General features: G+C 40.0%; 23 protein-coding genes. 17 read left to right on the top strand and 6 right to left on the bottom strand.

Annotated features, from left to right (window positions below):
- The first annotated feature begins 153 nt into the window (after positions 1 to 153).
- The 10 genes from IC619_RS04120 to IC619_RS04165 all read left to right on the top strand — a co-directional run bounded on the left by IC619_RS04120 (position 154) and on the right by IC619_RS04165 (position 12,477).
- The gene (locus IC619_RS04120) at positions 154 to 570 is read left to right on the top strand and encodes an ABC-2 family transporter permease (RefSeq protein WP_191139345.1); all 417 of its coding nucleotides are present in this window, start codon (positions 154 to 156) and stop codon (positions 568 to 570) included.
- Between the two features lie 13 nt (positions 571 to 583).
- A complete protein-coding gene (locus IC619_RS04125) occupies positions 584 to 1,312 on the top strand; it encodes an ABC transporter permease (RefSeq protein WP_191139344.1) in 729 nt (242 codons plus the stop codon).
- A 644-nt stretch (positions 1,313 to 1,956) separates the two neighbouring features.
- Positions 1,957 to 2,364: a helix-turn-helix transcriptional regulator gene (locus IC619_RS04130; protein WP_191139343.1), complete on the top strand. Its 408-nt coding sequence runs from the start codon at positions 1,957 to 1,959 to the stop codon at positions 2,362 to 2,364.
- Positions 2,365 to 2,813: 449 nt separating this feature from the next.
- Entirely contained in the window at positions 2,814 to 5,171 is a 2,358-nt protein-coding gene (locus IC619_RS04135) for a 3-hydroxyacyl-CoA dehydrogenase/enoyl-CoA hydratase family protein (protein WP_224749456.1), read from the top strand.
- 26 nt (positions 5,172 to 5,197) lie between these two features.
- Positions 5,198 to 6,379, top strand: coding sequence for an acetyl-CoA C-acetyltransferase (locus tag IC619_RS04140; RefSeq protein ID WP_191139341.1), 1,182 nt, complete (start codon positions 5,198 to 5,200; stop codon positions 6,377 to 6,379).
- 18 nt (positions 6,380 to 6,397) lie between these two features.
- Entirely contained in the window at positions 6,398 to 8,176 is a 1,779-nt protein-coding gene (locus IC619_RS04145) for an acyl-CoA dehydrogenase family protein (protein WP_224749455.1), read from the top strand.
- 181 nt (positions 8,177 to 8,357) lie between these two features.
- Complete coding sequence (locus IC619_RS04150; protein WP_191139339.1) at positions 8,358 to 9,719, top strand: alkaline phosphatase; 1,362 nt, start codon at positions 8,358 to 8,360, stop codon at positions 9,717 to 9,719.
- 214 nt (positions 9,720 to 9,933) lie between these two features.
- Positions 9,934 to 10,866, top strand: a complete 933-nt coding sequence (locus tag IC619_RS04155; RefSeq protein WP_191139338.1) for a hypothetical protein — start codon at positions 9,934 to 9,936, stop codon at positions 10,864 to 10,866.
- A 13-nt stretch (positions 10,867 to 10,879) separates the two neighbouring features.
- Positions 10,880 to 11,647: a polysaccharide deacetylase family protein gene (locus IC619_RS04160; RefSeq protein ID WP_191139337.1), complete on the top strand. Its 768-nt coding sequence runs from the start codon at positions 10,880 to 10,882 to the stop codon at positions 11,645 to 11,647.
- Positions 11,647 to 12,477 carry a class I SAM-dependent methyltransferase gene (locus IC619_RS04165; RefSeq protein WP_191139336.1) on the top strand — a complete coding sequence of 277 codons (831 nt, stop codon included), beginning with the start codon at positions 11,647 to 11,649 and terminating at the stop codon, positions 12,475 to 12,477. Before IC619_RS04160 ends, IC619_RS04165 begins: the two co-directional genes overlap by 1 nt.
- 38 nt (positions 12,478 to 12,515) lie before the next feature.
- On the opposite strand, the gene IC619_RS04170 is transcribed toward IC619_RS04165, so the two are convergent.
- From IC619_RS04170 to IC619_RS04190, 5 genes are all read right to left on the bottom strand, one after another.
- On the bottom strand, positions 12,516 to 13,706 hold the full coding sequence (locus tag IC619_RS04170; RefSeq protein ID WP_191139335.1) for an aminotransferase class I/II-fold pyridoxal phosphate-dependent enzyme: 1,191 nt from the start codon (positions 13,704 to 13,706) through the stop codon (positions 12,516 to 12,518).
- Complete coding sequence (locus IC619_RS04175) at positions 13,703 to 14,197, bottom strand: Lrp/AsnC family transcriptional regulator (RefSeq protein ID WP_191139334.1); 495 nt, start codon at positions 14,195 to 14,197, stop codon at positions 13,703 to 13,705. The genes IC619_RS04170 and IC619_RS04175 overlap by 4 nt, the downstream gene beginning before the upstream one ends.
- Before the next feature lie 124 nt (positions 14,198 to 14,321).
- Positions 14,322 to 14,642 carry a hypothetical protein gene (locus IC619_RS04180; protein ID WP_191139333.1) on the bottom strand — a complete coding sequence of 107 codons (321 nt, stop codon included), beginning with the start codon at positions 14,640 to 14,642 and terminating at the stop codon, positions 14,322 to 14,324.
- A 75-nt stretch (positions 14,643 to 14,717) separates the two neighbouring features.
- Entirely contained in the window at positions 14,718 to 15,476 is a 759-nt protein-coding gene (locus IC619_RS04185) for an SDR family NAD(P)-dependent oxidoreductase (protein WP_191139378.1), read from the bottom strand.
- 12 nt (positions 15,477 to 15,488) lie between these two features.
- Positions 15,489 to 16,409, bottom strand: coding sequence for a proline dehydrogenase family protein (locus tag IC619_RS04190; protein WP_191139332.1), 921 nt, complete (start codon positions 16,407 to 16,409; stop codon positions 15,489 to 15,491).
- Positions 16,410 to 16,891: 482 nt separating this feature from the next.
- On the opposite strand from IC619_RS04190, the gene pruA reads away from it, so the two are divergent.
- Complete coding sequence (pruA, locus tag IC619_RS04195) at positions 16,892 to 18,439, top strand: L-glutamate gamma-semialdehyde dehydrogenase (protein ID WP_191139331.1); 1,548 nt, start codon at positions 16,892 to 16,894, stop codon at positions 18,437 to 18,439.
- A 122-nt stretch (positions 18,440 to 18,561) separates the two neighbouring features.
- Positions 18,562 to 18,777, top strand: a complete 216-nt coding sequence (locus IC619_RS04200; protein ID WP_191139330.1) for a hypothetical protein — start codon at positions 18,562 to 18,564, stop codon at positions 18,775 to 18,777.
- Positions 18,778 to 18,829: 52 nt separating this feature from the next.
- Here the strand turns inward: IC619_RS04200 and IC619_RS04205 are convergent, their stop codons facing one another.
- On the bottom strand, positions 18,830 to 19,678 hold the full coding sequence (locus IC619_RS04205; protein ID WP_213260835.1) for a DUF368 domain-containing protein: 849 nt from the start codon (positions 19,676 to 19,678) through the stop codon (positions 18,830 to 18,832).
- 309 nt (positions 19,679 to 19,987) lie between these two features.
- On the opposite strand from IC619_RS04205, the gene uptA reads away from it, so the two are divergent.
- The 5 genes from uptA (at position 19,988) to gatB (ending at position 24,484) form a co-directional block, all read left to right on the top strand.
- On the top strand, positions 19,988 to 20,587 hold the full coding sequence (uptA, locus tag IC619_RS04210) for an undecaprenyl phosphate transporter UptA (protein ID WP_191139328.1): 600 nt from the start codon (positions 19,988 to 19,990) through the stop codon (positions 20,585 to 20,587).
- Between the two features lie 331 nt (positions 20,588 to 20,918).
- Entirely contained in the window at positions 20,919 to 21,158 is a 240-nt protein-coding gene (locus IC619_RS04215; protein ID WP_191139327.1) for a twin-arginine translocase TatA/TatE family subunit, read from the top strand.
- 129 nt (positions 21,159 to 21,287) lie between these two features.
- Entirely contained in the window at positions 21,288 to 21,581 is a 294-nt protein-coding gene (gene gatC / locus IC619_RS04220; RefSeq protein ID WP_191139326.1) for an Asp-tRNA(Asn)/Glu-tRNA(Gln) amidotransferase subunit GatC, read from the top strand.
- Positions 21,582 to 21,602: 21 nt separating this feature from the next.
- Positions 21,603 to 23,054: an Asp-tRNA(Asn)/Glu-tRNA(Gln) amidotransferase subunit GatA gene (gatA, locus tag IC619_RS04225; protein WP_430624097.1), complete on the top strand. Its 1,452-nt coding sequence runs from the start codon at positions 21,603 to 21,605 to the stop codon at positions 23,052 to 23,054.
- Positions 23,051 to 24,484 (top strand): Asp-tRNA(Asn)/Glu-tRNA(Gln) amidotransferase subunit GatB, encoded by a 1,434-nt coding sequence (gene gatB / locus IC619_RS04230; protein ID WP_191139324.1) that lies wholly within the window; start codon positions 23,051 to 23,053, stop codon positions 24,482 to 24,484. The genes gatA and gatB overlap by 4 nt, the downstream gene beginning before the upstream one ends.
- The last annotated feature ends 10 nt before the right edge of the window (positions 24,485 to 24,494 follow it).

Below are 24,494 nucleotides of genomic sequence, written 5' to 3' on the forward strand. Positions count from 1 at the left end.
ATCATTGTGTTTGCGGCTATACCGCACATCGTGATGTGAACGCGGCTCGGAACATCTTACAAAAAGCTTTAGGCTCGGTTCGAGCCTTCGTGGAGGAGACGGCAGTAGCCGCCCAATGAAACGAGAAGCTCCCACCTCTTAGCGTTAGCGTAGGTGGTGAGTAGTTCACTAGGGGTATCAGTTGTAATAACTGTTATTGCAGTGGCATTATTTGGTGTAAGTATTGGGCTAAAAACTCCCGTGCCGTGGGCATCCATCATTAAGTGTATTGCTTTCCCGTATATGGCGGCATTCCCCATTCTTTGCATTCAGTTATGGTTATCTATGATTTTAAAGAATCAAGCATTTCTTATAACCATCGGTATTGCAGGGGCTTTTATTGGTGGTTCGTTATCCAATACGAAATTTGCAATTGCCGATTGGCTACCGTGGATCTATCCTTATCGCGCATTTGATCTGCGAATTACGCAATCTTTTATTGAAACATGGGCATTTACAGGAATTTGGGTAGGGTTGATATTGCTCATAATCGGGGCACTACATTTCTCCAGCAAAGAAGTAGTAGAGTGAGGGAGTGTATTTTATGACGTATAACCGTATTTGGATAGCAGAATGGATGAAATTGAGATGGAGCATCATACTCAGTTTGATCTGGATCGGTCCTTTGCTGGGCGCGATCAATAGTATAGCTTCTCGTTCATTAGCGTTAAATTTGGGTAATGAGTGGTTAGTTTTATGGATGGCCGGTTCCTTTCAGTATGCATATTTGTCCATCCCCATCATGACGGGTGTGTTTGTAGCTTTGATCTGCAGAAGCGAACACTTAAATGGTGGCTGGAAACAACTTCTTTCCTATCCGGTTTATCGTTATCAAGTTTATTTGGTGAAGTATTTCATTGCTGTCTCCTTGGTATGCATGATGCAGATCTTATTTTTTATCATGATTATACTCATGGGTTTATATGTGGGAATCTCTGATCCGATACCATGGACACAATTCTTAAAAAAGGTAGGTTTAGCATGTCTTGCGACGCTTCCACTCGCCGCTCTACAAATGTGGGTTTCTTATCAGTGGAAAAATTTCGCTGCGCCATTGGCCTTAAATATTGTTTTCACCATCCCGGTTGTCTTAGTTTCTTCCTCTGAAAAAATAGGGGCTTGGTATCCGTGGTCACAGCCTTATTTGTCCATGGTGCTCTATGATATGCATAAAAATCAAGTTCCCTATTCATTTTATACGATTATTGGATGTGGTTTTGTTCTTTTATTGATGATTGGAATGGTTCATTTCCAAAGGCGGGATTGGGTGTGAAAATGGCAATTTATCAAGATTAGGGGTTTGATAGCGGACATATATCATCGCTCTTATTTCGAGGGTCGATGATATTTTTGTAAACTTCAAAAGCGCAATGTGATCAAAGTCACATCATAAAGTTTGCTCATATACTAAAATAGCGTATATAAATGCCGATTTTCAGAAGTTATTCTGTTAAAGAAAGAAAATTTTATTTTATAATCGAAAGGGTATTCGTATTCATTGTAATAATATCAATTAATATGCAGGAAAAAAATAACTGTATATAGAAGTATATAACAGTAATCAAAAAATCAGGTTTTGCGTAATATCATGCAATGCTGATCGATATGAGCATACAATCATATCTAAGTATTAACTATATAGAATAAAAATTCATAAATATAAAAGATTGAATTTTTACATTTTACACTGAAGAAGAAATCATTTGTAAAGGTTTGTTGTTGTACTGAAACGAGGTTAATGAAATAAAAGCACTTAAAAATGTGATCGTTTTAGACACATAAGTAAAAAAGGAAATTTGTGTCTAATTTATAAATTTATATAAAATCTAGTTGAAATACAATAAACATTATTTACATGAATATAATCTTTACGTTAAAATTGTTATGTCTTACCATTTTTAATATGGAGAGATGACCATGAAGTTAATTCCGCGCATCGAAAGTATTATGATTAAACGAAGAGAAGAAGGGTTTACGATTGAGGGAGAAAAAGTGAGCCAAACTTCTCTTGCGAGAGAATTGGGAGTTCGAAAACAACAAGTTTCATTGTGGAGTAGAGGTGGTGCTCTCCCACGGCCTGATACATTATTTCATATGGCCTCTATTCTAAATGTACGTCCTGATGAACTGTATGAATTTATTCCACCAACCGAAGAAGAGCGCTTAGAGAATATTCGTAACTTTGAAGAGAAAGAAAAAGAAGATCTGCTAAGGCGTAAGCAGAAAAAAACGGAAGAGTTGGAAAAGCTAGGTTTAACAGAAGAGCAAATTCACTTCCAACTTCGTCAACTTGGTTTATTAAAGTATGATGAAGAACGCGTTTAAAACAAAAAAGCTGTCTCAGCAGGGACAGTTTTTTTTGTTTTTTCGAAAGCGATGCAAGTACTATTTTTGTTAGTACCAACAAATTGATTCCATAGAAATAAGTGAATAAGAATCTGCTTTTTTACCAGGCATATCAAGAGAATGGAAGTATTTAAATAGGAGATTAGAAAAATTGTGTATTGCCCCCTTGACGAATGGCGCAAACAGAGAAATAATAGTATTGAAATCAGTCATCAGGAGGGGCGAAATTTCTGTATCTTATGAATGGAATTGGTCTCTTTTGGTAATTTTCTTTATGTGTGTAGAACGTATTTGTGACCTATCCTAAGGACAGGTTTTTTTCTAACCATTAAGTGAATGACTGTTCATTCAGACGGCAGGCTCAACTTCAGAGAGGAGGAGCAAAGGTGGCACGGATTAAAAAAGCTGCAGTACTAGGTGCTGGTGTGATGGGGGCTTCCATCGCTGGACATCTAGCCAATGTAGGAATCCCAACCATTTTGTTGGATATTGTTCCACGTGAGTTAACGGAAAAAGAAGAGAAGAAAGGTCTTACTCTAGAGGATAAAGTGGTACGTAATCGCTTTGCTCAGACAGGAAAAGATCGCCTATTTAAAGAAAAACCAGCTCCGCTGTATACGAAAGAAACAGCTGAACTGATTACTGTAGGAAACTTAGAAGACGATTTTGATAAACTAGCTGAAGTAGATTGGATTATCGAAGTTGTTATTGAAAACCTTAAAATTAAGCAAGAATTGTTTGCTCGTATTGAAAAAATTTGGAAACCTGGAATTATTGTTAGTTCCAATACTTCAGGTATTTCAATTAACCAAATGGTGGATGGACGTTCTGAGGAATTTAAGAAGAACTTCCTCGGTACACATTTCTTCAACCCACCACGTTACATGAAGTTACTTGAAATCATCCCAACGGAATCGACAGATAGAGAACTTCTAAATGAGATGAAAGCGTTTGCTGAAGAAACATTGGGCAAAGGTGTCGTATTTGCAAAAGATACACCTAACTTCATCGCGAATCGTATTGGGACATATGGACTTCAAATTACGCTCGATGTGATGAAAGAAATGGGACTGGGTGTAGATGAAGTTGACGCGATTACCGGCCGTGCAATGGGACGACCTAAAAGTGCTACTTTTCGTACATTAGATCTAGTAGGGCTAGATACATTTGTTCATGTTGCTCAAAACGTACATGATACCGTAGAAGATGCTGAGGAAAAAGCGGCTTTTGCTACTTCGCCAATCTTAGCGAAGATGGTAGAACACAAATGGCTTGGAGATAAGACCGGACAAGGCTTTTATAAAAAGGTAAAGACCGAAAAAGGCAAAGAAATTTTAGCTCTTGATATTGAAACAATGGAATATCGTCCGCGTAAGAAGCTAAAAGCGCGTTCCTTAGATAATGCCAAACGTGCGAAAACATTAGCTGATAAATTACAAGCATTAGTGTATGCAGATGATGTAGCAGGCAAGTTTGCTTGGGAAGTCATGAAAAAAGCACTTCTTTACTCCGCAAATCGTTTACCAGAAATTGCTGACGATATCGTAGCGATTGACGATGCGATGAAGTGGGGCTTCAATTGGGATTTTGGACCATTTGAAACATGGGATGCGATTGGCGTAGAAAAATCAGTTGCACGTATGCGTGAAGAAGGCGAAACCATTCCGAAGATGGTGGAAGACTTACTCGCTACTGGTGAAACTTCTTTCTACAAAACGGTTGATTATAAACCACAAGCATTTTCAATTGGTGGCCAATTCGGTGAGATCGATCTAAATGAGAAAAATATCTCACTTCACTCCTTGAAAGAACAAGGTAAACTAATCAAAGGTAATAAAGGAGCTAGTTTAGTTGACATTGGAGATGACATCGCATGTCTTGAATTCCATTCACCTAAACAAGCAATTGGTTCTGATATTATCAGCCTGATTAATTACACCGTTAAAGAAGCACCTAAGAATTATCGTGGAGTTGTCATTGGGAACCAAGCGAACAATTTCTGCGTAGGTGCCAACATTATGATGATGTTGATGGAAGCACAAGATTATAACTGGCCAGAAATCGATATGATGATTCGTCAGTTCCAAGGAGCAATGGGTGGTCTACGCTACATGGATATTCCAGTGGTTGCGGCTCCATTTGGTATGACGCTTGGTGGAGGTACAGAAGTCGTTCTTCCAGCTGATCGCGTGCAAGCTTCTGCTGAAACCTATATGGGACTTGTTGAGGTTGGTGTAGGACTCATTCCTGGTGGTGGCGGTAACAAAGAAATGCTACTACGTTGGACTGAAGGGGTAGATCCAAAAGATAAAGTCTCCTTGCAACCTCTCGCAAACCATGTCTTCATGACCATCGCACAAGCAAAAGTGTCGATGAGTGGTGAAGAGGCTCGTAAATATAAGTTCTTACGTCCTTACGATGGCATTACAGCTAATAAAGATCATTTGATCCACGATGCGAAACAAGTAGCACTTGGACTTGCGAATGCTGGATATAAAGCGCCTCAAGCTCGTAAAATTCCAGTTGTTGGGGAAACCGGTTATAGTGTACTCCGTCTTGGCGCATACGGCTTGTTGAAATCGGGCTATATCTCAGAGCATGATTATAAAATTGCAAGTAAACTTGCTTTTGTACTCTCTGGTGGTTCAGTACCAGAAGGTACATTAGTAGACGAACAATACATCCTTGACCTTGAGCGCGAAGCCTTCTTAAGCTTGATTGGTGAGCCAAAAACTCAACAACGGATGCAATATATGTTGGCGAAAGGTAAGCCATTACGCAACTAAGAAATGGAAAGGGAGGAGAGAGACTTATGCGTGAAGCAGTGATTGTTGCAGGTGCCCGTACTGCTGTGGGCAAAGCAAACAAAGGATCGCTTCGAAACGCTCGCCCTGATGACTATGGTGCGGCAGTAATCGAAGATTTGTTAAAGCGTGTACCACAATTAGATCCTAAAGAAATTGAAGATGTGATTATTGGATGCTCTTTCCCAGAGGGAGAGCAAGGGATGAACATGGCACGTTTGATTGCACAACGTGCAGGTTTACCAGATGAAGTACCTGGTATGACTGTAAACCGTTATTGTTCTTCTGGATTAAACACCATTGCGATTGCAGCTGAAAAAATCATGAGTGGTTTTGCTGATATCATGGTTGCAGGCGGTGTAGAAAGCATGAGTATGGTACCAATGGGGGGTTACAAACCAGCTCCAAACCCGTATCTCATGGAAAATAAGCCAGAAGCATACATGTCAATGGGACATACGGCTGAAGAAGTAGCTCAGCGCTACAATGTGTCACGTGAAGAGCAAGATGCATTTGCAGTCGACAGTCATCGTAAAGCGGCAGCGGCGATTGCCGCCGGCAAATTTAAAGATGAGATTGTACCCATTACAGTTAAACATCAATATATTGATGAAAACGGTAAGCTACAAGTGAAAGAGCAAGTCTTTGATACGGATGAAGGCGTACGTCCAGATAGCAATACGCAAGTACTTGGTAAATTACGCCCAGCGTTCCATATTAAAGGGAGCGTAACAGCAGGTAACTCTTCACAAACATCTGACGGTGCAGCTGCTGTCATCGTGATGTCACGTGAAAAAGCAGAAGAACTTGGTATTAAGCCGTTAGCGATTTTCCGTGGGTTTACGCTTGGCGGCGTAGCTCCAGAAGTTATGGGAATTGGTCCAGTGGTTGCGATACCTAAATTGCTTGAAAAAACGGGTATTAAACTAGAAGAAATTGATTTAATCGAACTAAATGAAGCATTTGCTTCTCAGTCGATTGCGGTTATCAATGAGCTGGGTCTAAACAAAGACATCGTCAATGTAAATGGTGGCGCGATTGCGCTTGGTCATCCACTTGGATGTACAGGAGCAAAATTAACGGTTCAAATGCTTAATGAGCTTGAGCGTCAAGATAAAAAGTATGGATTAATCTCAATGTGTATTGGTGGCGGTATGGGAGCTGCTGGTATTATCGAGCGCGTTTCATAATAGATGGGAGGAAATAACATGTCCACAGATATCAAAAAGCTTAAAGGTGGCGCGTTTCTGGTTGAAGAAACTGAGCCAAAAGATATTTTTACACCAGAAGATTTAACTGAAGAACACAAGATGATTGCGAAAACCACTGAGGATTTCGTAATGGAAAAAGTACGTCCAGTACTAGAAGAGATTGAAAACCATAACTTCGATCACTCTGTGAAATTATTAAAAGAAGCTGGGGACCTCGGACTTTTAGGTGCAGATGTACCTGAGAAATATGAAGGGCTTGGCTTAGACAAAATTAGCTCTAGCTTAATTACAGAGAAAATGTCCTTAGGTCGTTCTTTTGGTCTTTCTCATGGTGCACATGTTGGAATCGGTACGCTTCCAATCGTTTTCTTTGGTAATGAAGAGCAAAAGAAAAAATATTTGCCTGATTTAGCAACAGGTCGTCGTCTTGCGGCATACTGTTTAACTGAGCCTAGCTCTGGTTCGGATGCCTTAGGCGCAAAAACAACTGCTGTGCTAAGTGAAGATGGCAAACACTATATCTTAAATGGTGAAAAACAATGGATTACCAATGCTGGCTTTGCTGAAGTATTTGTTGTCTATGCGAAAGTAGATGGAGAGCATTTCTCCGCATTTATCGTTGAAAAATCATACGATGGTGTTTCTGTTGGGCCAGAAGAAAAGAAAATGGGTATCAAAGGTTCTTCTACACGTACACTTATCTTAGAAGATGCAAAAGTACCTGTTGAAAACTTGCTATATGAAGTAGGCAAAGGGCATCAAATCGCTTTTAACATTCTAAATATCGGTCGCTATAAATTAGCTGTAGGTACGGCTGGATCAGCAAAACGTATTATCGAAGTATCTGCCAAGTATGCAAACGAGCGTAAACAGTTTAATATACCAATCGCCAAATTTGGCTTAATTCGTGAAAAAATAGCAAACATGTCGATTAAAACTTTTGCTGGTGAGTCCATGTACTACCGTATTGGTGGCATGTTCGAGCAAGGACTTGAGGGCGTACAAGACGCTGAAGGTTCTGTAGTTGCCAAAGCAATTGGTGAGTATGCGATCGAGTGCTCTATTGCTAAAGTGTTCTGTTCTGAAGTGCTTGACTATGTAGCAGACGAAGGTGTTCAAATTCATGGCGGATATGGCTTCATGAATGAGTATGAGGTTGAAAATGCTTATCGTGATTCCCGTATTAACCGTATCTTTGAAGGAACAAACGAGATCAACCGTCTCTTAATTCCAGCTACTTTAATGCGTAAAGCGATGAAGGGTGAAATTCCACTCTTACAAGCAGCACAAGAGCTACAAGAAGAAATCTTAACCATGATGCCTTATATGGCGGATGAAGATGCGCCTACACTTGAAGAGGAAACTGTACTCGTAGAAAATGCGAAGAAAGTTTTCCTCATGATTGCTGGCCTTGCGGTTCAAAAGTATGAACAAAAACTAAATCGTGAACAAGAGATCTTACGTGACTTAGCTGATATTGCAATGGAAGCATTTGCAATGGAAAGTGTACTTTTACGTACGAAAAAAGCGATTGACAAAAATGGAGAAGAAAAAGAACAAGCGAAGATCGATCTTACTCGTGCGTTCATCTACGAATCCTTCCAACGCATCGATGCGCATGCTCGTCATACCATCGCGGCTGTAGAAGAAGGAGATACGCTCCGCACGACCTTGTCCGTGTTGAAAAAATTAACGCGTATCAATCCATTGAACGAAGTAGAATTAAAGCGTAACATCGCAGATCGTGTTCTTGAAACTGAAAAATATACCGTTTAATCCATGATATGAAAAGCCACCTAGCGCTGGGTGGCTTTTTTGACATGGGAATATCTAGATGGGCAAATATTAAGTAATATTAAATTATTGTTTGAAAATCATAAACATGTACAGATCATACTAGCATTCTAGTATAATGATAAAGGATGTTCACCTTGTTATAAAACGGAGGGAATACATAATGAAGAAAATGCTACGTAACCCATTTGTATTAAGTACAGCAGCAGTAGTGTTGGCTGTTTCTACCATTGGCTTTGGACAAGTTAAAGCTGGAGATCAAACCTACAAAAAAAGTGATCCAGAAATTAAAAATGTGATCTTTATGATTGGCGATGGTATGGGACCGGCTTATATGAATGCGTATCGCTATATGAAGGACAACCCTAAAACAACGAAAATGGAAAAAACAGAGTTTGACAAATACTATGTGGGTGCACAGATGACCTATGCCAACGACGCAGAAGAGAATATAACAGACTCTGCTAGTGCAGCAACGGCAATGTCTACTGGTAAAAAAACATATAATTCAGCGATTGCTGTAGATGTACACAAAAAGGAACTGACGACGGTACTAGAAGTAGCCAAAAAGCGCGGTAAAGCAACTGGGCTTGTAGCAACTTCACAGATTACACATGCCACACCTGCTTCATACGGTGCGCATGATGAAAGTCGTCGCAATGAAAACCAAATTGCGGATGACTATTTTGATGAGCGTATTAAAGGCGAACATAAGATTGACGTTATGTTAGGTGGCGGAACAGTCTTTTTCAATCGTACAGACCGTAATCTAGTTGAGGAATTTAAAAAAGATGGCTATAGCTATGTAACCAATAAAAATGAATTACGTAAAGATAAAAATGGACAAGTTTTAGGTTTGTTTGCGGATAAAGGATTAGACAAAGCGATTGACCGTAGTGCCGAAGTACCAGATTTAGCAGATATGACGAAAGAAGCAATTAAACGCTTGAACCAAGATGAAGATGGTTTCTTCCTTATGGTAGAAGGAAGCCAGATTGATTGGGCAGGACATGATAATGATATTGTTGGTGCAATGAGTGAAATGGAAGACTTTGAAAAAGCATTTAAGGCAGCCATTAACTTTGCTAAAAAAGATCGTAACACATTAGTCGTACTTACTGCCGACCATTCTACGGGTGGACTAACCATTGGAGCAAACGGTGAATATAACTTCTTTACGGAGCCGATTAAAGCAGCGAAGCATACACCAGATTATATGGCAAAACAAATCTTAGCGGGTAAAGATGTTGAAGAAACATTAAAGGAAAATATTGCACTTGAATTAACCGAAAAAGAAATTGAAAGTGTAAAAGAAGCAACTAAGTCGAAAGATTTTTATACGATAGATGATTCGATTGAAGCGATTTTTTCTGCACGTAGTTTCACAGGCTGGACGACTAGTGGTCATACAGGTGAAGATGTACCAGTTTACGCATATGGGCCTGGAAAGGAACGCTTTACGGGCTTGATTGATAATACAGATCAAGCGAAACATATCTTCCAAATCCTAAAACGCGGACGTTAATTGACACAATCGAGCTTTCATTCGTTAAATCGCGAATGAAAGCTCGATTGAGTCGTTTATTTGAAGAGATAGGACCAAATAATCTTAATTCGAAGGAAAATAATTCATTTATTCAAAAAATTTTGTTTTTATTTTATTATTTAAACATAGTGTATCCTAAATGATACACATTTTAGAAAAGAGTACGTATATTTATACTCGAGGGGGGATTACGATGTTAAAACAAACATTCGTAATATTATTTTTGTTAACGGCACTTGTTGCGTGTAATTCAAATGTAGAAGAGAAGAATGCAGCGTCACCAGAAACGACAGACAGCACAGCAAACACAGAATCATCGAATACGAATGAAACAAAAGAAATGGAAGAAACAGATGCGAATGCCGATAAACCCAAGCAACCTACGGAATCACAAGAAACTTCTACGAAACAGTCTACGGAATCAGAAAAACCTTCTACAAAAGAACCGATAAGCCTGCAAGGTATGGAATATGATGTAGCGCCAAAACAGTATGTAAAAGGAGATTTAAGTGTACGATATCCACTTGTGAAAAATATGCGTGGCCACAGTGATATCAAAATCAACTTTAAAGACAAGGAGAAGAAGGTTAATCAACTCATTGAAAAACATGCCTTGGCCATTTTAGCCCAGTACGACTTTAGTAGTGAAAGTTCATATTTAGATATTGATTACAAGGTGACTTGGAAGAGTGGTAATGTGATCAGTATTCAATATAAGGGCACAAGTTATAGTGGTGGCGCTTATCCGATTAATGTATTTTATACAACGAATATTGATATCGCCAATGAAAAGACAGCACGTTTGAAAGAATTTATGAAATTTGATAGCGCGTTACTTGCGAAGTTACGGAGCGATCATTTTAAAGTAGAAGATCCTGCACAAGGAAATTTGACCTTGCACCTGAGTGATCATGATCTATTAACACGATTACAGCAAGCCGATACGTTGGGCAGTTCCAATCCTGAGCAAGTTTTTAGTTCCTTTACGCCGGGCAAATTCGTCATTAGCTTTGGTGTACCGCATGCACGTGGAGACTATATGTTGCATAAAATCGACTATCATCATTTGGATGACCATATAAAATATGAAAGTGAGATGTGGGTTGATTTAGGTCCAGAGCATTAGAGGAGGGCTGCACTTGAGACGTATTTTATTTAGTGTTTTTATATTTGTAGTATGTGTTAGTATGTCAGGGTGTACGGCTCCACAAACAGAAGAATCAGAACACGTAGCTGTAGAAGAAACGAAATTTAATTATCAAATCAAGCCACAAACGTATAAAAAAAGTGAGACAGAAGTGATTTATCCACAAATAGAAGGCAATATGCCTGCCAAAGAGGATAAGATCAACTCCATTATTCGTGACAATGCTTTAAAAATATTATCGGACTATGAATCATATGGGAAAAGATATTTCCTCAAAATCAATTATGAGATTGCGTTGAAAAACGAAAAGCTGCTTAGTATTCGTTATATAGGTTCTGATGATGTAGATGATGAAATGTATAATAAAGGCGTATATTATACTTCTACCATTGATCTTCAAAATGAATCAGCTATCAAATTAACAGATGTCTTGAAAGTCGATCAGCAATTAATTGACCTTCTGCAAAGTGAGCAACCCATCGTCATGCGAGACGATTATTTGGCAGATGCACACCGGCAAGATATACAGATGATGCCACAGAATACGTTATTATCAAAATTAAATGAAGCGGATCAACTAGATTTTTCTGATTATGATGACTTCGGTTTGTACAGTTACTATACAGATAAACGATTAGGAATAGGTTATGCCACAGGTGGTCATGCGTTAGGAGAGTATGCAATCTTTGAACTGCCATACACCCAATTGAAATCGATTCAAAAAAAGGATCATGTATTATGGGACATTGTAGATAAATAATGAAAGGCCGTGCGACAAGGATAGAGGAGTATGGTTGTTGCACGGTCTATAAAACCTCTGGAAGAAAGTGGACGATATCAATCGATAATTTAGAAGAATACAAAACCCCGGAACGTTATGATTTGGAATATGGTCAGGCGCATGAAGTGAATCTAATTTGCAAGTGGGCTTCTGCCACGGATGATGCATCGATTCTAGATTTGGCCTGTGGTAGTGGCCGCCTAACGATACCGTTAGCGGAAGCAGGCTTTCAAACAGCCGGAGTTGACTTACATCAGGGCATGTTGGAGCTGGCTAGCAAGAAAGCAGATCGATTAGATTTGTCTATTCCTTGGTATCAGCAGGATTGTACTCAACTTAAATTGCCCGCTTCCTATTCATTCGTGACGATGGTAGGGAATGCTTTTCAGCATTTTTTGACCAATGAGAGTCAAACAGCTTTATTGCAATCGGTGTGGAAAGTACTGCGTGAGGACGGCATTTTTATTTTTGATGCCCGCTTCCCATCTGCTTACGAATTACGAGCGGGGGAAGAAGAATATGAGCGCACTTATCACGACTATGAAGGACATTCCTATGATGTTTATTCCAAGAGTACATATGATTCCATTACACAAGTTCAGCATAATACCATTAAACGAAAGCAACAAAGTGGAAAGGAAGAAATCACACATATCGACTTACGCTATACCTATCCACAAGAATTAAGACGGTTATTACAAATACAAAACTTTCGTCTCCTACATATTTATGCAGATTGGGAGGAAACGCCACTTCATCCTCAGTGTCGTTCAATGGTTGTTATTTGTCAGAAAGAAAAACATATATAAAAGCATTCGGAGCATAAATGCCCCGAATGCTTTTTTAATTACCCATGGTGATGGATAGGTTGCTTATTCTTTTGTTTCTTCACAAAACGTTCAATGCGATTTAGTGCTTCACCAAGTGATTCAAGTGATGTGGCATAGGAACAGCGAATGTGATCGGTTCCACTTTGACCAAATACATCTCCAGGAACAACGGCTACTGACTCTTCAAGCAGAAGTTGCTCAGCAAATGTATGTGCGTCTAATCCCGTGCTTTCGATGCTTGGGAATACATAAAACGCACCTTGTGGTTCATGACATGTGAAGCCCAAGTCTTGGAACGCTTTTACAACCAAGCGACGTCGCCGATCATATTGTGATGCCATTGCCTCACACTCAGGTAGTCCATGTAATAAAGCTTCACGGGCTGCTACCTGGCTCGTAATAGAAGCGCATAGTGCAGTATATTGATGAATTTTCAACATTTGTTGTGCAAGTGGCAGTGGAGCGGCTACATAACCAACACGCCATCCAGTCATAGCAAATGCTTTTGAAAAACCGCTTACTAAAATGGTATGCTCCTTCATGCCAGGGAACGATGCAATGGAAGTATGCTTATTTCCATAAGTGAGCTCCCCATAAATTTCATCAGAGATCACAATCAGCTCATGTTTTTTTACAAATTCGACAATTGGTGCCAAATCTTCTTTGTTCATAATGGCACCCGTTGGATTATTGGGATAACACAAGATAATAGCTTTGGTGTTGGGGGTTAATGCACGTTCCAGATCTTCTACTTTTAACTTGAAACCGTGATCCGCTTTGGTGGGTACAGGAACAGGGTTACCACCTGCTAATTGTACACATGGAATATAGGAAACATAACAAGGCTCTGGTACCAGAATCTCATCTCCTGGGCAAATAAGTGTGCGAAGTGCTAAGTCTATCGCTTCACTGGCACCAAATGTAATCATCACTTCTGTTTGTTCATACGAAAGTGTAAATTGGGATTGTAAGTAGTGACGAATCGTTTCAATAAGTTCTGGCATACCCTGATTAGAAGTGTAGGAAGTCATTCCCCGCTCTAAGGAAGCAACTCCAGCTTCACGGATATGCCACGGTGTAATAAAGTCGGGTTCACCCACACCAAGAGAAATCGCATCTGGCTTGGAATTAACCAAATCAAAGAAACGACGAATTCCGGAAGGTGGCATATTACGGACGATAGGTGAGCATTTTTCTTCTAAATTCATGGGGTGATCACCAACCGTTCATCTTTCTCAGGCTCATCGAGAATGACACCATCTTCTTTATATTTTTTCATGACAAAATGGGTCATGGTACTGACGACAGAATCAATAGGGGCTAATTTCTCGGTTACAAATTTTCCGACTGCTTCCATGGAGTCCACTTCAAGTGCTACGGATAAGTCATAAGAGCCTGACATCAAATATACGCTACGAACTTCTGGGAAAAGATAGATTCGTTTGGCAATGGCGTCAAATCCATGTCCTCTTTGTGGTGTCACCTTTACATCAATTAAAGCAGCCACTTTTTTGGTAGAAGCTTTTTGCCAGTTAATCAGGGTGCCGTATTTGACAATTACCCCTTTTTTTTCCAGCTCATCAACAATTTGTATAATTATTTCCTTATCTTCATCTAGCATCGTAGCAATTTGATCTAGTTCAATGCGTGCATTCTCTTCCAGTAATGAAAGCACAGCGTGCTCAAGCTTAGCTGACATGGTAAATCCCCTCTCCAAAAAGTGAAGTTCTTCGTATTATACAATATATTTCACTTCAATTTGGATATAAAATCGGATTGATAACCAATGTTTTCCCGTTTGTTCAAAAGATCGATCCGATTGATCATTTGATTTTACTTGGATCCACCACGGGTAAAGGGAAATTTGTAGGTGTACTAGCAAAAAATAGTTCCTCATTACTCAAAACAATATTTCGTTTTATCACACGACCATTTACCAGTTGGTAAACGAGGGCATGAGAAATAAATGCTTTCTGAAGCACCTGGGAGCCACTTTTCTGAATGATGTTAAGTGGCTGTGATTGTGTTTCTGTCATGATGGATACATTTGGAAATTTAGCAGTACCTACTCTCAATATGAAGTTTCTACCTACAGTAGGGATAGTTTGGACATCGCCATTAATGACGACAATCTGCCGTACCATAAAAACACCTCCTCCATATGATTTATATCCATGGTATGAAGGGGATTTTTAATATGATTGGACGATTGATAAAGCCTATTTCCGTGGTCTAAATAACTTTTCCATTAATGGATCCAATAGTTTTTTAGGCATTAGGTGCGTTAATCTTGCAAGTGCGCGATTGTGATATCCAGGAATAATTACGCGCTTTCCATGTAGATGGTGTTTAATCGCGATTTGAGCCACTTTTGTAGCAGACATGGCTTGTTTTTGTGTGAATCCAGACTGCATTGCAAATTCACTTGATGTACTGCCGGGACAAAGTATGGAAACTTGAATACCTGCTGGAGCAAGTTCGATGGCAAGCGATTCACCATAGGATTGAATAAAAGCCTTAGTTGCTGCATAAGTGGTCATATAGGGAGAAGGGTAGAAGGCTAAGACTGATGAAACAAATAAAATACCACCATTTTGGCGGTTAAGCATTTGTGGTAACATAGCGCGTGTAAGTTTTATGTTCGCGTCTATATTTAGTTTTGTCATCTGGGCCTCTGTTTCAGAATCTCTTTCCATGTAGGAACCAGATTGACCCATCCCTGCATTTAAAATAAGTAAATGGACTTGAATTTGAGAAATCTGTGTCGTTAAAGCTTCCAATTGGCCATCATCGGTCAGATCAGCAATAATGAGGGTGGCTTGTCGACCGATTTGCATCACTTTTTGTTGGACGAATTCCAACTGTTGTTTACGCCTAGCGATCAAAACTAAATTATAGCCTCGGTTGGCAAGTTCATATGCTAGGGCTTCTCCAATGCCTGAAGAAGCCCCTGTAATTAATGCGGTTTGTTGAATGATTAAAACTCCTTTCTACTTTTGGAAGAAGCTTTTGAGGACGAAAAGTGCATTAGCCGGTCGCTCTGCAATACGACGAGTGAAGTAAGGATACCAGTCTTTCCCATAAGGAACATAAACACGTACGCGATAACCTTCTTCTACCAGTTGTTTTTGGAGTTTACTGCGAACGCCATAGAGCATTTGAAACTCATATCGCGCCTTATCGATTTTCTGTGTGTCAAACCAAGATTTTAAATCATTGATTAAAGCTTCATCATGCGTTGCGATGGCTGTGTAATGTCCACCACTTAGATGTTGTTGCACCAGTTTAATATAATTTTGATCCACATCTTTTTTGTCTGGGAAAGCTACTTCAGTAGGCTCTTTATAGGCACCTTTTACAATTCGTAAATTTACGTCACGTTTGGCCAGTTCTTTACAGTCATTTGCGGAGCGGTATAAATAAGATTGGATGACAGTACCGACGTGCTCGTGTCCATGTTGATCAAGCAAACGATTTAAAATATCTAAAGTAATCTCAAGTCTAGGTGTATCTTCCATATCAATACGGACAAAGTTATTATATTCTTTTGCTTTTGCTACAATTCGATTTATGTTTTCATAGCAAAATGTAGGATCAATATCTAAACCGAGCTGGGTGAGCTTCACAGAAACGTTAGAGTTGATCTTTCTTTCATGAATCGCATCAAATAGCTTAAGGGCAGCTTCTGTAGCGGCAGTTGCTTCTTTCTTTTTGTAAACGCTTTCACCCAAATGATCAAGTGTGACCATTAAACCTTGATCATTGATTTTTTTAATGCCTTCTAATGCTGTTCCTAGGGTTTCACCTGCTACAAAACGGGATGCGCCTAGCTTCATACCGTATTTAGATACGAGAGAGGTGATCAAACGATTTCCGGCTACTGTGAGCACAAGTTTTCGCGATAAGGACATAGGTGAGTCCCTCACTTTCCATAATCAACTTCAGTAAATAATATGCACAAACATAAAAATCGACTTTATTATAATGATGTTCCACAAATATTACAATAGATAAAGAAAAGTTGTCGATTGGTCGCCGTGTCGAATAACCAAAATGTGGAAGTGAGTTTTGAACGGAAATGCCACCTCACTGCTACTTAGCGTAGCCAAAACCCGAGGGAAGAAGCGATCTTTTCAGTTCCATTGCAAATTAAAAGTGCAGGGAAAGCAAAATACACAGTGGTCAAATATGAAAATGATGCCAATCAAAACGATATGAAAATAAATAAGAGATACGTGATGCTTCATTATTCAAGCTATTAGTGGCATAGACGGAATGTGTAATTTCGTTTCAAGAGATTGTGTGATTCTGATTGAAGTTGGTAGAGATATTAAGGTAAAATGACTCTTGGGGTTGTTGAACCTTAAGGAATGAAAAGTCGGGAGGAATGTACATGTTAGTCGAATATAGAAATGAGCCATTTACGGATTTCTCAAAAGAAGAGAACCGTCGAGATTTTGAAAGCGCTTTAGCAAAAGTGAAAGAAGAACTGGGTAAAGAGTATTCAATCATCATTGATGGTAAGCGTATTGCAACAGACAAAAAGGTGACATCACTTAATCCATCTAAACTAGATGAAGTGATTGGATATGTGTCAGAGGCTGATCAAAATATTGCAGAACAAGCGATGCAAAATGCATTACAAACATGGGAAACTTGGAAAAAGTTTAGTCCAGAGGCACGCGCAAGCATTTTGTTTAAAGCGGCTGGGATTTTACGTCGTCGTAAACATGAGTTTTCGAGCTGGATGGTATTAGAAGCGGGTAAAAGCTGGCCAGAAGCAGATGCAGATACAGCTGAGGCGATTGACTTTATGGAATTTTATGGTCGCGAAATGCTACGTCTTAGTGAACCACAGCCTTTAACGCCCATGCCTGAAGAAGAAAATAAATTAACATACATACCACTTGGAGTAGGAATTATTATTCCACCTTGGAATTTTCCGCTTGCGATTACAGTGGGCATGACAACTGCCGCTATTGTAACGGGGAATACAGCGATCTTAAAGCCTGCAACGCCAACCAACGTGATTGCTTATAAATTTATGGAGATATTAGAAGATGCAGGGCTTCCTGCTGGAGTTGTGAACTATGTACCAGGGGCCGGTCCTGAAGTGGGTGAATACTTAGTGAAGCACCCTCAAACACGCTTTATTTCTTTCACAGGCTCACGTGCAGTAGGACTACGTATTAATGAGTTAGCAGCACAAGTAGGAGCAGGACAAAAGTGGATTAAACGTGTAGCCGCTGAGATGGGTGGAAAAGATTCCATCATCGTAGATGAAGATTGTGATATTGATGTAGCTGTAAATTCCATCGTGAAATCGGCATTTGGGTTTGCAGGACAAAAATGTTCCGCTTGCTCTCGTGCTATCATTCATGAAAGCAGATACGACGAAGTACTTGAGAAAGTAGTTGCCAAAACAAAAGCATTAAAAGTAGGAGAAACAACGGATCTAAGTATTGATTTGGGTCCAGTCGTAGATGATAAGGCCTACAACAAAATTCTAGAGTACATTGAAATTGGAAAATCAGAAGGTAAGTTGATGGCAGGTGGCGGTAAAGCAGAAGGAAATGGATACTATATCCAGCCAACTGTATTTGCTGACGTGGATCCAATGGCACGAATTTCTCAAGAGGAAATCTTTGGTCCAGTACTTGCTTTCTTCAAAGCAAAGGACTTTGACCATGCACTTGAAATCGCAAACAATACCGAATATGGTTTAACGGGAGCGGTTATTACCCGCAATCGTACACACCTTGAAAAAGCACGCGAAGAGTTCCATGTCGGAAACTTATATTTCAATCGTAAATGTACAGGTGCAATTGTAGGTGTACATCCATTTGGCGGATTTAACATGTCGGGTACCAACTCCAAGGCAGGTGGACGTGACTACCTACAACTCTTTATGCAGATGAAATTCGTTGGTGAACAACTATAAGTGAGATAAGGAGGATGGGTGTGAATCATCCTTCTTTTTTACAAAATTGAAGACGAGTCATCATTTTGTCTCATTTCCATTGTATACTGTACGTATGGTCTAATTGGAGGGAGTGGTTTAAAATGCGCGTATCACATCGTACGGAGAGTATTCTCATTCCAGCATCGGAATCAAAGATGTGTTCCATGTGTGGAGATCATGCACACTATGTAGAGATTAGTTTTGAATCACCGATCTGCTCCATAGATTGTGCGAAACAGATGTGGAAATTGTATGTCGATACACAAGTGTCGAGGCAATATAAAATATCAGAATTTATGCCGAAAGATCAAGTTTAAGGATTAAGATAAAAAAACCCCGCTACGATATGCAAGTAGCGGGGTGTTCTGCTTAGTGGGTTAATATCGTTTTCAATTTCTCTAGTAATAAAATTAATGCGCCACCTATGATAAAAAAGAGGATACTAAATGTATCAAAACTCATCGGCTCTTTAGGAATTTCTAAAGAGGTAGGTCCCATTACGACTGCATATAAGGAACCGATCATAAGTCCTAAAATAAAATATAAGGTGATCGATCGATAATGCATCAAGGCATATTTCACACCGCGGATGGTGAGTGCAACTCCTGTTAGAATACCTAGAGCAAATATCATGACAGCAGGTAAATAAGCAAAGTTTAGACTTAATACTTCTTTGATCGCCATGATAACGGGGGCATATAAACCAAAGATTAACAAAATAGTAGAACCTGAAATGCCGGGCAATACCATAGCAGATATGGAGACCATGGCTGCAAAGAATATATATAAACCAAGTCCAAAGCTTAATCCAGAGACTGCCACCGATATACTTTCGTCACTAGTGACTGGATTGAAATAGATAATGCCCCAAACCACTACAATTCCGATGAGGAGGAAAAAAAGGTTTTGGTATTGTCCGACTAAATTTTTTTTCTCTTCTTTCCATATCAAAAATATGGCAATGATGATGAATCCGAGAAATAAGGAACTTACTTCGTAAATATTTGATTCCAGTAACGATGCAATAAATAGGATAGAGAGAATAAAACCAGTAATCCAACCGATTCCTAACTTGAGTAAAAATTGAAGGGATTCCATTCTTTCTTTTTTGGTACCAGAAATGACATGATTAAGTGAAAGAATAAACTTATCATAAAATCCGAGAACAAAGGCAATCGTCCCCCCTGATACACCAGGTACACTATCCGCTAAAGCCATGAAAAATCCTCTAATAAAATTAATAAGGTACATTTGATCGCTCCAATTCAATTATGCTATGCAGATGATCATAGAGTGGTTTTGATACACTAGAATAATAGCATAATTATATCCGTTAAGCATGTTAATTCCTTTTATTGCGAAATTTAGCTTAAGATGTTTATAGGCTTCAAAAAAAAGAGAAAGCCCTTGCCAGGAAGCTTTTTTTGTTAGCGCCCCTTCATCGTTCACTCTTTTCAGCAGTTATGAAGCTATGATTTAATGCATAGGATGTTGTGAATGTAGTGAAAAGGTGAGGAGAATGGTGTTATGGACGAGCTGATTCGGTTCATTCTGGAAAGCTTGATTAGTCTCGGATATTTGGGTATTGTACTGGGTTTGATGGTCGAGGTGATTCCGAGTGAAATTGTACTTGCTTTCGCAGGCTTTTTAGTTGGACAAGGGGAGTTATCATTTGTGGGGGCCGTGGTAGCGGGAACGATTGGTGGCGTACTGGCACAATTATTTCTGTACGGGATCAGCTACTATGGCGGACGACCTTTATTAAATAAATACGGCAAATATATCCTTATTCAACAACAGCATTTGGCGATTTCAGAAGCATGGTTTCATCGTTATGGTACAGGTGTGATTTTTGGTGCACGTTTCATCCCGGTGGTGAGACATGCGATCTCGATTCCGGCAGGATTGGCTAAAATGTCGGTGATTCGGTTTACAGTCTTGACGACTTTAGCTGTTATACCGTGGTCGATTTTTTTTATATGGTTGGGAAAAGTACTAGGGAATAATTGGGGAGAGATTAGAGCGGTCTCCTCACCATACATCGTTCCAGTGGCTATTGGCGCGTTCGTACTCCTTGTGCTTTATATCATGATCAAACGATATTATGGAGACGGTGTTTCTTCATAAAAAGGTAGGCGTGTTGATTATCCAAATTTAGGAAGTGTATTTTGAGCCGTACCTAGCAGCGGACAACCTGTTTGACCAATAGGGAGTTTTTGGAGCGCCGTAAGGTTTTGGCGGAGCGGTCTTTTCAGCTGCTTTGCAAGGCGAAAGTGCATGGAGAACAAAATACACGACGATAAAATGGAAAAATAATGCAAAACAACACGCTTGGTCTAAAATACAAAAATCGACATGTCTGATAAAAAATCTAGATGTGAGATGTATTTCGCTATCCTTTCATTGTATAATAAAGTTTAGTACAAAACGTGTAGCGTTAGGTAAAGAAGGTGGGAAAATGGGGATACAACCCATGGAGTGGGTGTTGATCATCGTCGTGGGATTATTGTTGTTTGGCCCTAAAAAGTTACCAGAGCTCGGACGTTCTCTCGGGAAAGCGGCCCGTGAGTTCAAAGAAGCAACCTCAGGCTTGTTAAAAGAACTGGAAGAAAAAAAGTCCGATCAGATGCAGACCAAAGAAGACCGTCCAGTAGAATTGAAAGAAAAAGAGAAAACGACTCGTCCTGAATTAAAATAGACCACTGCCTAGACCTTTCCAATAGGAGGGGTCTAGTACCATTTTGGTGGCGGAATTATGCTATACTGTGAAAAGAAATGAATGGGTAAACTGGTGGAAAGGTTACCTGAATAAAGGCGAGGTGGACATATGTCGATTCAAAAGGAAGATGTATATAAAGTAGCAGCATTAGCTCGATTGAAGCTGAGTGAGCAAGAGGCGATTCAATATACCAATCAACTTAACGATATCCTTCAATTTGCTGAAAAATTAAATGAGCTGGATACAACGGATGTTAAACCTACTAGTCACGTCATTCCCGTTTCCAACGTGATGCGGACAGATGAAGTAAAAACATCATTATCACAGGAGCGAGCACTCTTTAATGCACCCGATCAACAAGATGGGTTTGTAAAGGTGCCACCCGTGTTTGAGGAAGAATAGGAGGGAAATAGTATGACATTGATGCGTCATTCACTTAAATCTTTACATACCGAGTTAGCAAACGGATCACTTACTGCTTCTGATTTAGTCGAAGCATCGTTAAAAGAAATTGAACGAGTGGACGGTCAAGTAAAAGCATTTTTGAAAGTAGATCATGAAGGTGCTCGGGCTGTAGCAAAACACATAGACGAAAATCGTTCAGCAAAGCGTGGCTTATTACATGCCTTACCGATGGCACTAAAAGATAATATTTGTACCGATGGTTTAACCACAACGTGTGGGAGTAAGCTCCTTGCCAATTATACCCCCGTTTTTGATGCGACTGTGACGAAGCAACTACGTACACATGGTTCGATTCTGATGGGGAAATTAAACATGGATGAATTTGCTATGGGTTCATCTAATGAGAACTCGGGCTTTTTTCCTGTACATAATCCATGGGATCTAGAGCGTGTACCTGGTGGTTCGAGTGGTGGTCCTGTGGCAGCAGTAGCAGCTGGGGAAGTCTTTTTTTCACTCGGTTCAGATACGGGAGGATCGATTCGTCAACCTGCCTCTTTTTGTGGAGTGGTAGGATTAAAGCCCACTTACGGGCGCGTTTCTCGTTATGGTTTAGTAGCGTTCGCCTCATCGTTGGATCAAATTGGACCGATTACCAAAAATGTGGAAGATGCGGCTTACGTGATGCAAGCGATCTCAGGTTATGATCCGATGGATGCTACTTCTATTCCACAAGATGTGCCGGACTATTTATCGGCTTTGACTGGAGATATTAAAGGGCTTAAAGTAGGCGTTCCCAAAGAAATGATGGGTGAAGGGATTGACCCTGGTGTTCGAGCACAAATTCAGAAGGCACTTACGCAACTAGAGAAAATGGGTGCAATCGTGGAAGAGGTTTCACTTCCTCATGCGGAGTATGCTGTTGCCACCTATTACTTAATTGCACCTGCTGAGGCTTCATCCAATCTGGCTCGATATGATGGTGTACGCTATGGTATGCGTCAAGAAGGAAAAAATTTACTTGATTTGTACTTGGAAACACGTAGTCAAGGATTTGGAGACGAAGTGAAGCGCCGAATTATGCTTGGGACATATGCTCTCAGTTCAGGATACTATGATGCCTATTACTTGAAAGCACAAAAGGCACGTACATTAATTAGCCAGGATTTTGAGAAGATCTTTGCCAAGTACGATGTAGTGGTTGGCCCGACAACACCCAACACGGCTTTTAAATTTGGCGAAAAAACAGATGATCCATTAACGATGTATCTCAATGACATTTGCACCATCCCTGCGAATTTAGCAGGCTTGCCAGCGATCAGTGTACCATGTGGACTTGCTGACGGATTACCAGTTGGTTTGCAAGTTTTTGGAAAAGCATTTGATGAAGCAACCCTATTACGTGTTGCCCATGCTTTTGAACAAGAGACGGAGACGTTAGAAGCTCCAACCTTGGGAGGGTCAGCGGTATGAGTAAGTATGAGACCGTAATCGGTTTAGAAGTTCATGTTGAATTGTCTACAAAGTCCAAGATTTTTTGCGGATGCTCAGCATCTTTTGGTGCTCCTCCCAATACACAAACATGCCCCATTTGTCTGGGGCACCCAGGGGTACTTCCTGTATTAAATAAAGAAGCCGTCAATTTTGCGATTATGGCGTCGATGGCTTTAAACTGTGAGATCGCGGAACAGAGTAAGTTTGATCGTAAAAATTACTTTTATCCGGACTGCCCCAAAGCTTATCAGATTTCGCAATATGATAAGCCGATTGGTGAAAATGGTTGGATCGAAATCGAGGTAAACGGTGAAACCAAAAGAATTGGGATCACACGGGTTCATTTAGAAGAAGATGCGGGTAAACTAACTCATATGGATCATGGGGAAGGTTCGCTAGTCGATTTTAATCGTGTAGGTGTGCCTCTGATTGAAATCGTGTCAGAGCCAGACATGCGCTCACCAGAAGAAGCGAAGGCATATTTAGAGAAGCTGAAGTCCATTATTCAGTATACGGGTGTTTCGGATGTAAAAATGGAGGAAGGTTCTTTGCGTTGTGATGCTAACATCAGCTTACGTTCAGTCGGACAAGCGGAATTTGGTACCAAAACAGAGATGAAAAATCTAAACTCTTTCCGTAATGTAGAGCGCTCCTTACAATATGAAGTCAAACGACAAGCTGAAGTGCTTGATTCTGGCGAACGTGTAATCCAGCAATCAATGCGCTGGTTGGAAGCAGAAGGTAAAACGAAGTTAATGCGTAGTAAAGAAGAAGCGCATGATTATCGTTACTTCCCAGAACCTGATTTGGTTGATTTGTATATCGACGAAGAGTGGAAAGCGGAGATTCGTGCTCAGATCCCAGAATTGCCAGATGCACGTAAAAAGCGCTATATGGAAGCGTACGGGCTTACAGCATATGATGCAACAGTCTTAACTAATGTGAAGCCAGTAGCGGAATTCTTTGAACAGACCCTTGCAGAAAAGGTGGATGCGAAGTTAACTGCAAACTGGATTAGTAGTGGGATTTTAGGGTATCTCAATGCAGAGGGCAAAGAAATCGAGGAGATTGTCACATTACCAAAGCACTTGGCACAAATGATTCAATTGATCCAGACTGGCACCATCAGTACGAAAATTGCTAAGAAAGTATTAAGCATGATGTTAGCTACAGGTAAAGATCCGAAGCAAATTGTGAAGGAAGAAGGGCTTATTCAAATTAGCGATGAAGGGCAGCTAAAGGAAGAGGTTCAGAAAGTACTGGCTGCACATCCACAATCGATTGAAGACATTAAAAACGGGAAAGATCGTGCTTTAGGCTTCTTAGTGGGACAAATTATGAAGGCAACAAAAGGAAAAGCAAACCCACAACTGGTAAATAAATTGATTCGAGATGAAATCGGTTTATAATGGCGAAAGC

This window comes from Polycladospora coralii, assembly GCF_014773435.2.
GTDB lineage: Bacteria > Bacillota > Bacilli > Thermoactinomycetales > Thermoactinomycetaceae > Polycladospora > Polycladospora coralii.